The sequence below is a fragment of the Methylocella silvestris genome (assembly GCF_002891535.1).
Taxonomy (GTDB): Bacteria; Pseudomonadota; Alphaproteobacteria; order Rhizobiales; family Beijerinckiaceae; genus Methylocapsa; species Methylocapsa silvestris_A.
Genome location: NZ_PDZR01000002.1, coordinates 80,723 through 95,412 on the forward strand (window position 1 = coordinate 80,723; position 14,690 = coordinate 95,412).

12 protein-coding genes are annotated in these 14,690 nt (G+C 63.4%); 7 read left to right on the forward strand and 5 right to left on the reverse strand.

Annotation, left to right across the window (positions count from 1 at the left end; genetic code table 11):
* Nucleotides 1-43: 43 nt before the first annotated feature.
* From CR492_RS03830 to CR492_RS03840, 3 genes are all read right to left on the reverse strand, one after another.
* Nucleotides 44-691 carry a cytochrome b/b6 domain-containing protein gene (locus CR492_RS03830; RefSeq protein WP_102842420.1) on the reverse strand — a complete coding sequence of 216 codons (648 nt, stop codon included), beginning with the start codon at nucleotides 689-691 and terminating at the stop codon, nucleotides 44-46.
* 196 nt (nucleotides 692-887) lie between these two features.
* Nucleotides 888-2,414 carry an exopolyphosphatase gene (ppx, locus tag CR492_RS03835; RefSeq protein ID WP_102842421.1) on the reverse strand — a complete coding sequence of 509 codons (1,527 nt, stop codon included), beginning with the start codon at nucleotides 2,412-2,414 and terminating at the stop codon, nucleotides 888-890.
* Entirely contained in the window at nucleotides 2,404-4,788 is a 2,385-nt protein-coding gene (locus CR492_RS03840; protein ID WP_245411951.1) for an RNA degradosome polyphosphate kinase, read from the reverse strand. Before CR492_RS03840 ends, ppx begins: the two co-directional genes overlap by 11 nt.
* A 451-nt stretch (nucleotides 4,789-5,239) precedes the next feature.
* On the opposite strand from CR492_RS03840, the gene CR492_RS03845 reads away from it, so the two are divergent.
* The 5 genes from CR492_RS03845 (at nucleotide 5,240) to CR492_RS03865 (ending at nucleotide 10,548) form a co-directional block, all read left to right on the forward strand.
* Nucleotides 5,240-6,043, forward strand: a complete 804-nt coding sequence (locus tag CR492_RS03845; protein ID WP_102842423.1) for an aldo/keto reductase — start codon at nucleotides 5,240-5,242, stop codon at nucleotides 6,041-6,043.
* Nucleotides 6,043-7,647 (forward strand): GMC oxidoreductase, encoded by a 1,605-nt coding sequence (locus CR492_RS03850; RefSeq protein WP_102842424.1) that lies wholly within the window; start codon nucleotides 6,043-6,045, stop codon nucleotides 7,645-7,647. Before CR492_RS03845 ends, CR492_RS03850 begins: the two co-directional genes overlap by 1 nt.
* A 303-nt stretch (nucleotides 7,648-7,950) precedes the next feature.
* Nucleotides 7,951-8,739, forward strand: a complete 789-nt coding sequence (locus CR492_RS03855) for a DUF4436 family protein (protein ID WP_146030161.1) — start codon at nucleotides 7,951-7,953, stop codon at nucleotides 8,737-8,739.
* 116 nt (nucleotides 8,740-8,855) lie between these two features.
* Complete coding sequence (locus tag CR492_RS03860) at nucleotides 8,856-9,914, forward strand: NAD(P)-dependent alcohol dehydrogenase (protein ID WP_102842426.1); 1,059 nt, start codon at nucleotides 8,856-8,858, stop codon at nucleotides 9,912-9,914.
* A gap of 382 nt (nucleotides 9,915-10,296) precedes the next feature.
* A complete protein-coding gene (locus CR492_RS03865) occupies nucleotides 10,297-10,548 on the forward strand; it encodes a hypothetical protein (protein ID WP_102842427.1) in 252 nt (83 codons plus the stop codon).
* Between the two features lie 23 nt (nucleotides 10,549-10,571).
* Here CR492_RS03865 and otsB read toward each other — a convergent pair whose 3' ends face one another.
* Nucleotides 10,572-11,345, reverse strand: coding sequence for a trehalose-phosphatase (otsB, locus tag CR492_RS03870; protein ID WP_102842428.1), 774 nt, complete (start codon nucleotides 11,343-11,345; stop codon nucleotides 10,572-10,574).
* Complete coding sequence (locus tag CR492_RS03875) at nucleotides 11,339-11,779, reverse strand: VOC family protein (protein WP_102842429.1); 441 nt, start codon at nucleotides 11,777-11,779, stop codon at nucleotides 11,339-11,341. The genes otsB and CR492_RS03875 overlap by 7 nt, the downstream gene beginning before the upstream one ends.
* 42 nt (nucleotides 11,780-11,821) lie before the next feature.
* On the opposite strand from CR492_RS03875, the gene CR492_RS03880 reads away from it, so the two are divergent.
* On the forward strand, nucleotides 11,822-13,351 hold the full coding sequence (locus tag CR492_RS03880; RefSeq protein WP_245411953.1) for a cation diffusion facilitator family transporter: 1,530 nt from the start codon (nucleotides 11,822-11,824) through the stop codon (nucleotides 13,349-13,351).
* Between the two features lie 31 nt (nucleotides 13,352-13,382).
* On the forward strand, nucleotides 13,383-14,690 hold the full coding sequence (locus CR492_RS03885; protein WP_245411954.1) for an MFS transporter: 1,308 nt from the start codon (nucleotides 13,383-13,385) through the stop codon (nucleotides 14,688-14,690).

Sequence of the window (14,690 nt, forward strand, 5' to 3'; positions counted from 1 at the left end):
CTGAGGCAGGACGCACGATCGAAGGGAGCGCCCGGCCTCCAACCTAGCTCTGGGCTCCCGGGCGCTTGCGGCCCGTAATCATGGACAAGACGAGGTTCTCTCGATGCGCTACGCTCGCTAGACCAACGCCAAGTACATGCAGGATGATGAGGCCGAGCGTGATGTTCGCCAGCACACCATGCAAGTCGCCAATGGCGCTCTCTGCGCCCTCACCTCCTTTTTTGGACCCGCCGTGCTCGTTTTCCTCCGCAACCGCCTGCGCAACCATGCCGCCGCCCGCGTTCCCGGCAGCTTGCTTGTCGCCGCCGCTGTTGGCCATCAGCCCGGTGCCGACGGTTCCCGCGAGAGAGAGTAGCAACGCGAAGACCATGACCGCGCCGGCCGGACTATGACCGATGTACCGCCGCGCCCGGCCCCGAACAAGTTCGCCAAGGTAGAGGATTCCGGCTATTGGACCGAAGGCGAAGTCGCCGAACCGGGCATGGCCCGCGGCGACGAAGCCCCACAACACCCGAGCCGCAACGATCGCCCCGATCGCGTATCCGCTCCAGACGTGAAGCTGGCTGGCGCCGCCGCTTTCTTCCTCCCCGCTGAGATAGGCGACAATGAACGCCGCCACCATGGCCCAATGCCCCGAGCGCACGAGCGGATCCCAAACATTGACCGATTTTTCCTGACTTGCGGAGGTCATCGCCGGATTCCCCTTTTTTTGCTGTTCGTCGCGAAGAGAGATGCGGTCAAGCCGTGCGTCATCGCCGGACGCCTCGTAGGGAGATCCGCTAGATCTATTTCCGAATGCTACTACGATCGATCACAAACGGCCTTGACCATTATCAATCCGCCCGGAGGCCGCTAACCCTCTAGCTAAAGCTCGCGGTTGCCCAGAGCTAGCCAGCGACGGCGATCGCCGCGTCGCGCCCGATCAGCCGGGCGAGCTGCTTGACGCGGCTGTACAGCCTGTCGCTAGCAAGATCGGCAAGATCGATGGGAAGCGTCAGCACGACCTTGTTCTTCGCACAAGTCAGCGGCGTGCGCGGCAGAACGCCCGGCATGGCTCCGGAGGCGATATAGGCGAGGCGCATCATTGCGGCGACGATCCGCGCGCGGTCGAGCACGCGGGCGGAGGCGAGCGCCCGGATCTGCGGACTGATTTCATCATCGTCGAGACCAAGATAGCGGTAGGCCATGGTCAAGGCGAGAAACGCGCGGCCGGAATGATCGATAGCGGTCAGGGACGAATTCTCGACGAGGTTGATGCTCTCTTCGCTGCGGTAGTCCGGATGCGCGCGCCAATTGACGTCGGCGAGCAGGCAGGCGGCATGCCGAAGCCGTTTTTCCTCTGGCAGCTCATCGAGTTGCGATGATTTGATAAAGTGATCTGTCCAGTCGCAAAGATCGTGCGCGTGGGCCGGCGCCCGGGAAAACAGCAGATTGGCGTCGGCAGTCGCCCGCAGGAGGGGATCCTCCCGCCGCTGCTGGGCGTCGAGCTTTTCATAGAGCAGCCCCTCGCGCACGCCGGCGCTGGATATCATGATTTCCTTGGGGCGGCCGCGGCGGATGATCTCGGCGATGACCGCAGCGCCATAGGGCAGCAGCGGCCGGCGCTGCGCGTTGACGGCGTCGATCGAAAGCAGCGTTTCCGTATTCACACGGGCGACGATATTGGCGAAATCGGCGGCGTCCTGCGCCGGGATGACATAGCCATGCATGACGGCGAGCGGATAGTTGCGCTGGCGCATATGCAGCTTCGCAAAAGCGCGCCATGTGCCGCCGACTGCATAGAAAGTGCGCCCTTCGAGCCGTTCGACGAGGCGCGAATCGGCAAGGGCGTCGCGCACGATCCTTGCCGCCGCGCGGGCGGATTTCTTGGAGGCGTCGATCAGGGTCAGGCCGCCGAGCGGCAGCGTCACGCCCTTGCTGAGTTGCGAGCCCTTGACGTCGATCATTTCGAGCGAGCCGCCGCCGAGATCGCCGACAAGGCCGTCCGGCTTGTGGACGCCCGAGACGACGCCATGGGCGGACAATTCGGCCTCGCGCGGACCCGACAGGAGCGAGATCGGCGCGCCGATCGCCTGCGTCGCCTCAGCGAGGAATTCAGGGCCGTTGGCGGCGTCGCGCGCCGCCGCCGTCGCCAGAACATTCAGTTCGCCGACGTCGAGAATCTCACACAGCACCTTGAACCGCCGCAGCGCCGCGAGCGCCTTTTCCATGCCGGATTTCGACAGGAGGCCGGTCGTTGCGACGCCGTCGCCCAGCGCGCAAAGGGATTTTTCGTTGAAGATCTGCCGCGGGGCGCGGCTCAGCCCTTCATAGGCGACGAGCCGCACCGAATTCGATCCGATGTCGACGATGGCGACGGGCTTGCCGCCGCCCGCCCTTGCTGCGCCGGAGGCCGGGCTGGCGTCAACGCCCATCCAGCCTCTTAAAGAGAGTTTTGGGGCTGGATGTTTTGAGAGATTTTCCACGGCCGGACAGACTCGGATTTGTCATGAAATAGGAATGCGCGTTGAAGGGCTCGGCCCCTGCCGGCGCCTGTATGCGCGCGCTCGAACCGTCAGGCAAGACGCTATAGCTCTGCTGATTGTCGATGAGGTTCGCGACCATGATCTGGTCAAGCACCTGCTCGTGGACGGTTGGATTGAGGATCGGCGAAAGGACTTCGACGCGCCGGTCGAGATTGCGCTGCATCAGATCGGCCGAGGAGATATAGACCCTCGCCTTTGGATGGGGCAGGCCATGGCCGGCGCCGAAGCAATAGATGCGCGCATGTTCCAGAAAGCGGCCGATGATCGATTTGACCCTGATGTTGTCCGAAAGGCCCGACACGCCGGGCCGCAGGCAGCAAATGCCGCGCACGACAAGGTCGATCGCGACCCCGGCCTGACTCGCCCTGTAAAAGGCGTCGATGATCTCGGGATGAACGAGCGAATTGCATTTCGCCCAGATCGCGGCGGGCTTGCCGGCCTTGGCGAAGGCGATCTCCTCCTCGATATGCTGCAGCAGGCGCGCTTTCAGCGAAATCGGCGACACCGCCATCAGTTCAAGCCCCTCGGGCTCGGCGTAGCCGGTGATGTAATTGAAGATCCGCGACACGTCGCGCCCGATGGCGGGATCGGCGGTGAAGAAAGAGATGTCCGTATAGATCTTCGCCGTGACAGGATGATAATTCCCCGTTCCGACATGGCAATAAGTGGTGAGGGCGCCGCCTTCGCGGCGAACCACCATCGACAGCTTGCCATGCGTTTTGAGTTCGATGAAGCCGAACACCACCTGCACGCCGGCGCGTTCGAGATCGCGCGCCCAGCGGATGTTCGCCGCCTCGTCGAAACGCGCCTTGAGCTCGACCAGCGCCGTCACCGACTTGCCGGCGTCGGCGGCGTCGATCAACGCACGCACGATCGGACTGTCCGACGAGGTGCGATAGAGCGTCTGCTTGATCGCGACGACATTTGGATCTGTCGCCGCCTGGTTCAGGAACTGGACCACGACGTCAAAGGATTCATAAGGGTGATGGACGACGAGATCCTTCTGCTTGATCGTGGCGAAGCAGTCGCCGCCATTGTCGCGCAGCCGCTCGGGAAAGCGCGGATTATAGGGCTTGAATTTGAGCTCTGGCCGATCGAGGCCGACGATCTCCGACAATTCGTTGAGGGCCAGCATGCCGTCGACGACGAAGATTTCCTCCGGCAGCACGTCGAGCTCTTCCTGCACGAAGCTGCGCAATTCGTCGGGCGTAAGGCTGTCGAATTCGAGCCGGATGACCGAACCGAGACGGCGCCGCTTCAGCGCTGTTTCGAACAACAGGACGAGGTCTTCGGCCTCTTCCTCGACTTCGAGATCGCTGTCCCGGATGACCCTGAAGACGCCGGCGCCGCGCACGCGATAGCCGGGAAAAAGAGCATGCGTGAACATCGCGACGAGATGCTCCAGCGCGAGGAACCGCGCGCCCGGACTGTCCGGATTTTCCGGCAGCCGGACGAATCGCTGGATCTTGGCCGGCAGGCGGATCAGCGCCTTCGACATTTTTCGGTCGACCGGCCCGATCAGTTCGAGCGCGATGGTGAAGCCGAAATTGGGGATGAAGGGAAAGGGATGCGCCGGATCGATAGCGAGCGGCGTCAGCACCGGAAACACCTGGGACAGGAAATATTGCTCGAGCCAGGCCTTGTCGCCGGCGTCGAGCTCGTTCCGGTCGAGGATCGCGATGCCCACTCCGATGAGTTCATCGCGCAGCTCGCGGCAGCGGCGCTGCTGCTCCACCGCGAGAAGGCTCGCGCGTTCGCGGATGCGGGCGAGCTGTTGCGTCGGGATCAGCCCATCCTCGGAGGGCGTCGTGACGCCTTCGCGCACCTGACCGCGGAGGCCCGCGACGCGAACCATGAAAAATTCGTCGAGATTGGTCGCCGAAATCGACAGAAAGCGCAATTGTTCGAGGAGCGGATGATTGCGGTTCGAGGCCTCCTGCAACACGCGCCAGTTGAATTCGAGCCATGAGAGTTCGCGATTGATGAAACGGTGCGGCGAGCGATGGAGATCGGCGAACTCTCCTTCCTCGCGCGGCTCGTCGGAAAGCGGCGCGGGGCCGGCCTCGTCGGCGACAGCCGCCGCGGCGATCGCGAAATCGGGCTCGCCGGCGAGTTCCAAAGGCAGGATCTCCTCGATGTCCTCTTCCAGGCATTCGGCCGAGCGCACGGCCGCGACCGAGTCCGCCTCTGGCGCGGAAGCTGGCTCCGGTTGGATCGCAGCGGCGCGCCTGCCAGGCGAGCGTCTTGCTCGCCTCGGTTTCATTGGCTCGGCTTCCGACGTCACTTCGGTTATCTCCTGCGGGAAAACGGGGGTGGGCGCTCTCAATGGAGGGCCAAAACGTCCGGCCCATCATGAGGAGCCGGCACGACGGTCGCGCGATAGCTTGACGGCCGCACCCGCGCTTGTAAAGCCTGTGCGGGTTGAAGACAGCGTTGGACAGGCCGCGCCCGGCGATCGGCAAGGCTCAACCCCGCAGACCGCCTGCACAACTGAATCGCTGCGTCGTTTCGCAGCGCCGCCGCGCAGTCTTGTGGCCCGCAATCGCCTGGAACGGCGCGCCGTTCGGAGAGCGCGGAAAAGAGCTTTAAAGCGCCGGTTAATGTGCTTTAGCGCTGGCGCAAGTTCAAGAAAGCGTGCAGCTCAAGCTATTGCGAACAACGACGCTTTCAGATAGGTTCCGCGGCGTCGATCCTAAAGAAACGACGGAATTTTGATGCAGAAGATTGTTATTCCTGCAACGAATATCTCAACATCTCGCTTTATATTTGGAACTGCCAGCCTTTTTAATGCAGGCTCCTTTCGTGACCGGCAGAAATTATTGGACGGCGCCGCAGATCACGGCTTTTCCCATTTTGACACCGCGCCCTATTACGGCTTCGGCATGGCTGAGCGCGACCTGCGCCATCTGCTGGAAAGGCGCCCCTCCCTCACGATCACGACAAAGGTCGGAATTTACTCGCCGGGCGGCGAAATGCAGCCGGCCGCCGCCATCCTTTTGCGTAAAATCGGCGGAAAACTGCTGCCTTCGCTGTCGAGGCCGACAATCGACTGGAACGTTGCGCGCGCGCGCAAAACTCTAGAGGGCAGCCTCCGGCGTCTCGGCCGCGAGCGGATCGACCTTTATATGATGCATGAACCGCTTCTGCCTCTCCTTGATGCGGACGAATGGCTGCGATGGCTGGAGCAGGTCAAGGCCGCAGGCCAGGTGGGCGCGTTCGGCCTCGCGCTCACAGCCGATAAGCTGGAGCCGTTCCTCGCTGCCGGGTCGGCGCTCGCCAATGTCGTCCAGACCTTTGACAGCCTGGAGAAAAAGGAAGCCGATGTGTTGACGCGCTACCATCGGCCTTTCCAGATCACCTACGGCTATGTCTCCGGCGCTCGGGCGCAGGGAAATCATTCGTCGGTCACGGACATTCTCCAAGAGGCGCTGAAGCGCAATCCGGACGGCGCGATCGTCGTCAGCACCAAGCGGCCGGAGCGCCTTGGCCAATATGCTGATCTCCTGGGGCATGGATAATGATCCGCGATCTTGCCGGCTATCAGGACCAGGGTTCCGAGCCGGTCACAGCCGATGTGCTTGTTATCGGCGCCGGCACTGCGGGTCTCGTCATCGCTGCTCGTCTTGCCGACGAAGGTTTCAGGGTGATAGTGCTGGAATCAGGCGATCGCCAGCAGGAAAAAGACGAGCATCCGCTCAATGAAGTGGTCCAGCTGCGGTCAATCTATTCCGGCGCGTCGCGCGGCCGCTTCCGCTGTCTTGGCGGAACCTCGACGCGATGGGGCGGCGCGCTCATCCCTTTTGTTCCGGCCGATATGGATCCGGCCCTGTGGCCTGTGTCTCACGACGAGATCTGCGCCTATTTGCCGGATGTCGAGGCGCTGTTTGGCCTCGCGCCGGGAACCTATGACTGGACCGACTGGGCGAAGTTCGGCGGCGCGCAGTCCGACCACGTCGCGCGGCTGGCGAAATGGCCTCCTTTCGGCAAGCGCAACGTCGCCAATCTGCTGTCGTCGTCGATCGATCGCCCGGACGGGGCGGAGATCTGGCTGAATGCGACCGCCACCGGCTTCGACATCAGCGATGACGGACGCTTGAAAGAGGTGACCGCCGAAGCGCCGGACAGATCGAAACTGCGCATCCGCGCGCAGCACGTCGTCATCGCTGCCGGCGCGATCGAAAGCACGCGGCTTCTGCTGCTCGCGGATCGACAGAATGGCGACAAGTTCTTCGCGCCGGACGGCGTGCTGGGCCGCTATTTTCACGACCATCTTTCGGTCGGCGTCGGCGATATCGAAGCAAAGGACAGGACGGCCCTCAACCGCGTCGCCGGATTCCGCTTCGAGAAAGGCGGCAGCATGCGCAACCTTCGCTTCGAGCTGTCCAAAGACGCGCGGCGGCGGGAGCATCCGCCGGCCTGCTTCGCCCATATTGCCTTTGAGGAAACGAGCCGCAGCGGCTTTGAAGCGTTGCGAGACGTTTACCGCCAGCTGCAAAAGCGGCGTAATCCCAGTTTCAAGACGCTGATGGAGCTTGCGCGCGGCTTTCCGTGGCTGACGCGCGCGGTGTGGTGGCGATTCGTCGAAGGGCGGCTGCTCTACCCGTCCGATGCCTCGATCAAGCTCATCATGGTGCTCGAGCAGCCGCCGCGCGCCGAGAACAGGATCTTCCTGTCCGACGATCGGCGCGATGTCTACGGCCAGCCTCTCGCGGTGATCGACTGGGCGGTCGGGGCGGAAGACCAGCGAGCCATGACGAAGGTCACGGACATGTTCTTGAAAAGCTGGGCTGAGACCGGGCTTGCGGGCCTTGGCCGCATCAACAGGCGACCGCCGCGGGAGGCCGAAGCCGACGTTGCCGGCGGCGGCGGCATCTATCATCCGGGCGGCACGGTGCGGATGGGGCGAACGCCCGCGGACGGGGTATTGGACGGCGATCTGCGCGTCTTCCGGCTTCCGAATGTGCATGTGATTTCGACCGCGGCTTTCCCCACGGGCGGCGGCGCCAATCCGACAATGATGCTCATGATGTGCGCCATGCGCTGCGTGGCCCAGCTCTCGAAAGAGCTGAAACCAACCGCCATGGGCCATTCCCCGACGGCGACGGCAGTGTCGACCCAATGAATCCATACGGTCGGAACGCGCTCAGGGGCTTGTACCGACTCGGTCCAAATTCATGAAACGCGATCGATTCCAGGTCTCCCTCTTTTCGGCGTGATGCTCTAAGCCTGATCGGCGTGAGCGCCGCCGCTGCGCCGACAAGGGGATGCGAGGCCAGATGCGCCGCCGAAAGAATCCATTCCGCCAATCCAATGCGCCGTCGTCGCCGTGAGTGAAACAAAGCCGCGGCCTTTCCCGAGGCGTCGGGCGTTCGCCCTTTTCTTCCTCATCGTCGCCGCAGCGCTCGCATACGCCGCAGCGCTGCGCATGTTCGACCTCACTGAAATTCCGATTGAACGCAGATTCGCCAAAGATCCGGACGCTGCGCCGCGGCTCAAGATTTATATCGAGCCTATCTCCGCCGATCCGGCCAGGGAATCGATTCAATTTCGCGTTCATGTCGCGCCGGGGCAAGGGATGCTCGGCAAGCGGCCGAACGCCGCCGATCGTGATCTGTACGTCATCGTCAGGTCGGGCGACGCCGTCGCGCAGCAGGTTTTTCGCGCCGATGAGCCGATGACCTTCCTGACAGTCGACGCAGATCTCAATGAAGGCAGCATCGCGCGCTACCCGTTTGATCGCTACGTCATCGACCTGCGCGTGCAGGCGCTTGAGGGCGTCGACGCCACGCCTGAAAACGAACACCCGATTGCGCTCGACATCACGGTCTGGGAGGGATTGCTCGGCTACAAGATCCGCTCCAGCCTCGCTCCCGGCGGCAACGCGGGCGATATCCGCCTTCGCTTCGAGCTTCGTCGCGTCGACGCGCATGTCTTCTTCGCGCTTGCGACCTATGGCGCGATGATCGTCCTCGCCTGCAGTTCGCTCTTGATCAGTTTTCTCGTCTTTCTGGGATATCGCAAGCCGGAGGCGGCTCCGCTCGGCGCGCTGGCGGCGCTGGTCTTCGCCCTGCCCGCGCTGCGCAACGCTCTGCCCCTCGCGCCGCCGCTCGGCGTTTGGGCGGATATTCTCGTGTTCCTCTGGGCCGAATTGGCGGCGGTCCTGGGCCTCGCGCTGTTTGTCGTCGCCTGGGCGCGCGAAAAACCCTTTGGATAGCCGCGAACCTCTCCGGGACTACATCGGCCGCGCCTTGAGCATCCGCGGCGCTTTTGCCTTACTGTCCGGCGCTGCGACATTCCGCCAAACCCCTGCATCAAGAGTGGATCGAACGAATGCTGACCAAAGCCTATGCCGCGCAATCGCCAACGACCCCGCTGTCGCCCTTCGCCATCGAGCGCCGCGCGCCTGGACCGCGGGACGTCGCAATCGACATTCTCTTTTGCGGCGTTTGCCATTCCGATTTGCACAGTGTGCGCGGGGAATGGCCAAACATTCCGTTTCCTTGCGTGCCCGGCCATGAAATCGTCGGCCGAGTCACCGCTGTCGGCGCCGAAGTCTCGAAATTCAAGGCAGGCGATATCGCTGCGGTCGGCTGCATGGTTGGCAGCTGCCGCCGCTGCATCTCCTGCGACGACGGGCTCGAGCAATATTGCGAGCATGGTTTCATCCAGACTTACAATGGTTCGACCACGGGCGTCGGGGAAAACACCTTTGGCGGCTATTCCGCCGCAATCGTCGTCGACGAGCATTTCGTGCTGCGCGTCAGCCACCCCGAAACCGATCTTGCAGCGGTCTCGCCCCTGCTCTGCGCCGGAATCACCACCTGGTCCCCGTTGCGCCACTGGAAGGCGGGGCCTGGCAAAAAGGTCGGGATCGTCGGCATTGGCGGCCTCGGCCACATGGGCATAAAACTCGCGCATGCGCTCGGCGCCCATGTCGTCGCCTTCACAACCTCGCCCGGCAAGACCGAGGCGGCGCTGATGCTCGGCGCGGACGAAGTTGTCGTGTCGAGGAATGCGGAGGAGATGCGCGCACATGCGCATTCTTTCGACTTCATCCTGAACACCGTCGCCGCGCCGCACGATCTCGACGCGTTCATCACGCTTTTGAAGCGCGACGGAACCATGACCCTCGTCGGAGCGCCGTCTTCGCCGCACCCCTCCCCCAATGTCTTCAACCTGATCTTCGGCCGCCGTTCCATCGCCGGTTCGCTGATCGGCGGCATCGCCGAGACGCAGGAGATGCTGGATTTTTGCGCAGAACGCGGCATTGTCGCCGATATCGAAATGATTGCGATGCAGGAGATCGAAAAAGCTTACGCCCGGATGCTGAAGAGCGACGTCAAATATCGCTTTGTCATCGACATGGCGACGCTGAAGCAGGCGGCGTAATCGCGATCTTCATCGCGCAGGCGCCGCAGTCGGAGCATTGCGATCAAAGCGTCGGACAAAAAAAAACGCCGCTCATCAAACGCTCGAAGGCGTGACGGAAGCGGCGCTGTTCAAGTTGGGGACCTGCCATTGAACAGCAAGTCTCAAGCAATTGCGGCGCCAACGGCTGGCCACGCCTGTACGTCTCGGCGTCGCCGGCCGTTGGCGCGCGAGTCAGCCCATGAGAGTGACATCACGGCCACATCGGCGAGCGAAATGCTTATCGACTGCGCATAAGCCCCTGTTCGATATGGTCAAGCCAAGGCTAGCGCCTTGCCGGAGATTCGTGATCGTGACATGATCCCTTCGAGTTCCGCTCGATCGTTTTCGTAAGGTTTGCCCAATGGCCCGCAGCAGATTCGTGTTTTCCCTCCTTGGCCTTTGCCTCGGAGCTTTCGCGCTTCCGGGCAGCGGCGCGGCCAATTCCCTCGGCGATGTCGACGGACTGCCTTTCTTCGGGCGGCCCTACCCTTACGGCTATGTTTATCACCGTCCCCCGGCGGAGTGCTATGATGTCAGCCCGGTCGACACGCCGGACGGCTGGCGCTGGAAGATCACCTGGATCTGCGACGGTCACGTCACCGCGAAATATTGATTCGCGATTTGCCCTGACGGCGGCTATGCGCCCTTACCGCGCAGCGCCGCCAGTTGGCTGCGTAGCTGCGCCGGATCGGCCAGCCGGAATTGCGCCGCGCTCGACGCCTCCATGGCGGCGATCCTGATCGAAACCCCGCCCTGCTCATTGACGAAGCCAAAGCCGATCTCATCGGTCAGATCGTCGCCGATAAATACCGGCGCGCGGCCAAGGAATGGCGCGCGCGCCATCAGGCTCGCGATGCCGGTCGCTTTGGTATGGGCGGTCTGCTTCAGTTCGGCGACCATCTTGCCGGGTTGAACCGAAAGATCCGGCCGGTCCACGAGGGAGCGCATAAAGGCCCGCGCCTCTTCGCCCAGCTCCGGCCGCTGACGGAAATGCAACGCCAGGGTCGCGCCCTTGTCCTCCAACCGTAACCCTTCATGCTTTTGCACGAAGGCGCGCAGCTTTGGCCGCGCGTCATCGACGGCCGAAGCGTCGGCAAAGGTGCGGGCGCCGTCTGGAAAACGAATCTCTGCGCCATGCAGCCCGGCGGCAGGCAAAATCAGGGGATGGAAAATCCGGTCGAGATCCACGATCGCGCGCCCACTGACCAAGGCGACGGCGCCGCCGCAAAACGCCGTCATGTCGCCGAGCAGCGCGCGCAGCGTCGCATCGGCCAGAACGTCTTCCGGCTGCGGCCTGAGCTCCAGCAGCGTGCCGTCGACGTCGAGAAAATAGGCCGAGGTCGCCGGCGGAGCGATCTTTTGCAGTTCGCCCGGCGCCAGAAGCGTTGGAGCGCTCGCCGCCGCTACCAAGCTCCGACATTCTCCATCGAGGCCCAAGGCTCTTGTTTGGCTTTCGCCTCGCCCTTCTGCAAAAGCTCGATCGAAATCGCGTCCGGCGAGCGGACGAAAGCCATGCGGCCGTCGCGCGGTGGCCGGTTAATCGTGACGCCCGCTTTCATCAGCCTGTCGCATGTCGCGTAAATATCGTCTACGGCGAAGGCAAGATGGCCGAAATTGCGGCCGCCGCTATAAGGTTCCGCGTCCCAATTATAGGTGAGCTCCAGCAAGGGCGCGTGTGCCTCCTTCGCCCGGCCGACGTCGCCGGGCGCGGCAAGAAAGACAAGGGTAAAGCGGCCGGCTTCGTGCTCCGTCCGACGCATCTCTACAAGGCCAAGTTTTTGCGTATAAAACTCGAGCGATTGGCCGAGGTCTGAAACCCGCACCATCGTATGAAGGAATTCCATGCCGCAGCTCCTGTTCCGACGCCTCTTTCGAGACCGGCGCTTATGATCCGCGGCCGCGATATAGCACAAAAGGCCCTGGCGGTAGGCGCCCGGCTGCGCGACGCCCTTCTCGCGCTGCCGAAAGCCTGGCTGATCCGTCTTTCCGCGATGGCGTCCACTGCGCCTCAAGAAGAAGCCGCCAGCGAGGCGAGTCAGGCCGAGGCGAATCAACAGCGCAAGGAGCGCGTCGCGCTCGTCTCGATCGCGGTTTCGACGACAATGGCGATCGCCAAGCTGATCGCCGGGCTCGCCTCGGGATCGCTGGCGGTGATGTCGGAGGCCGGCAATAATTTCGGCGATGTCGTGACGACCGTGCTGACCTATTATGCGATCCGAATCTCGAACAAGCCGGCTGACGACGAACATCATTACGGCCACGCCAAGGTCGAAGCGCTCACCGCGCTGATCGAGACTGGTTTTCTGTTCGCCCTCGCAACCTTCATCCTGATCGAGGCGGCGCGGCGCTTCTTCAGTCATGATGTCGCCGTGGAGGCGAGCCCGCTGGTATTTGGCGTGCTCATCGTCTCCATCGTGGTCGATTCCTTCCGCTGGCGCGCGCTCGACAAAATCGCCAAGGAAACCCGCAGCGAGGCGCTCGCCGCCGACGCGCTGAATTTTTCAAGCGACATCGTCGCCTCCTCGCTCGCCATCGCCGGCCTCATCGCCGCCCATTTCGGCTTTCCGCAGGGCGACGCCGTGGCCGCGCTTGGCGTCGCCGGCTTCATCGGCGTCGCCGGTTACAATATCGGCCGCCGCACCATCGACACGTTGCTCGACGCGGCGCCGAAGGGACTGACTGAAAAGGTCTGGGGCAGCGCCGCCGCGGTGCCGGGCGTCATCGAAGTGCCCTCCGTTCGGCTGCGCCCGGCCGGAAACGAGATTTTGGGCGATCTCGAAATTGCCGTCGCGCGCACGCTGTCGCTCGAAAGCGTCGCGGCGATCAAGGCGAATGTGGCCGAAGCGATCAAGGCGAGCCATCCGGACATCTCCGTCACGATCGCGACGCGGCCGATCGCAATCGACAGCGAGACCTTTCTGGAGCGCATTCTGCTAATTGCCGCCAAACGCCACGTTCCGATCCATCACATCACCATTCAGGACGTCGACGGCCGCGCCTCGGTCAGCTTCGATATCGAACTCGACGGGCGCATGTCGCATGGCTCCGCTCATGAGATCGCCTCAAGCCTCGAAAAGGAGATTCGCGAAGAGCTTGGCTCCGACGTCGAGGTCGAGAGCCATATCGAGCCGATGGAGCCGCGCCAGCTGGCCGGCCAGGACGTCGACCCGAAGATAAAGGCGAAGATCGAGGCGGCGCTGGTCAAGAAGGCGCATGATCAGGGCGCCCTGCTCGACGTCCACAATGTGCGAGTGCGGCGGACCCCATCAGGACTCGTCGTCAACTATCATTGCCTCGTCGATCCGGCGCTGAGCGTCGACGAAGTGCATGATCAGGTCGATGCGCTGGAGCGCAAGATGCGCGCAGGCTTCTCCACCATCACCCGCATCGTTGGTCACGCCGAGCCCGCGCGATGATGAGCGCGCTCCTGCGGCGCAACGGTCGCACGTGAAGGACCCCGGCTCGCCAAGCGGTCTTGCGACGCTCGCCGCGCTGATGCGGTCGAGACGATTCGCGCCTTTGTTCTGGTGCCAGTTTCTGTCCGCCTTCAACGATAATTTCGTGCGCAACATGCTCGCCATGCTGATCCTGTTCCGGCTTGGCGAAACCGGCGCCGGCGCGCTGATCACGCTCGCGGTCGGCATATTCGTCGCTCCGACGCTCATCCTGTCGGGGCTCGGCGGCGAAATCGCCGACGCCCAGGATAAGGCGCGCTTCGCCCGTGCGCTCAAGGCGGCGGAAATCGCAGTGCAGGCGCTCGCCGCGGTCGGCCTTTGGATGGCTTCCCTGCCGGTGCTTTATGCGGCGCTGTTCGGGCTCGGCGTAATCAGCGCGCTGTTTGGCCCGTTGAAATATGCAATCTTGCCCGAGCTGATGGCGCGCGATCAGCTTGTCGCCGGCAATGCGCTCGTCGAGGCGGCGACGTTTGCCGCGATCCTGCTCGGGCTCATCGCGGGCGGACTTTCGGTCGCCCGCTCGCCGGCTTCGACAATGTTGCAGCTGATGGCCATCGCCCTTGCCGCCTTTCTGACGAGCCTGTTCATCCCTTCGACCGCCCGCGCCGCCCCGGGCCTGTTGGTCACGCGCAATATTTTCGCCTCGACGGCCGGGCTGATCGCCGAATTGCGGCGCGACGGAAAGCTCTGGAGCCGCGCCATCGCCGTCTCCTGGTTCTGGATGGTTGGAGCAGTGGCGCTGTCGCTGACGCCGGTCATCGTGCGCGCCAAGACCGGCGGCGACATCGCCGTTGAGACCGCGATCAGCGCTTTGTTCGCGCTCGGCATAGGCGTCGGATCGCTCGTCGCCGCTCTGATCGCGAGGGACCGCATCAGCCTCGCGCCCGCTCCCTTCGCCGCGCTGGCAATGGGCCTGTTCCTGATCGATCTCGGCGTCTCGACCGCAGGGCTTCCGGCGGCGACGAGCGAGACGGGACTTGTCGCCTTCTTTACCTCCGCCGCGGGCGTTCGCGTCGCTATCGACGTTCTGGGGCTCGCCGGCGCCGGCGGGCTCTTTGTCGTGCCGCTATTTGCCGCCATTCAGGCGGACGCTCCCGCCGCATGGCGGGCGCGCCTCGTTGGCGCCGTCAATGTCTTGAATTCCAGCTTCATCGTCGCCGGCGTCGCCGCCACCGCCATTCTGCAAAGCGCTGCCATCGGGCTGTCCGAGCCTATGCTGTCGGCGCTGCTGGGGGCGCTGACGGTCGCCTTCGCCTTTTATGTCCGCCGCTGCGTCGCGCCCGCGACGGTCAAGACCTGA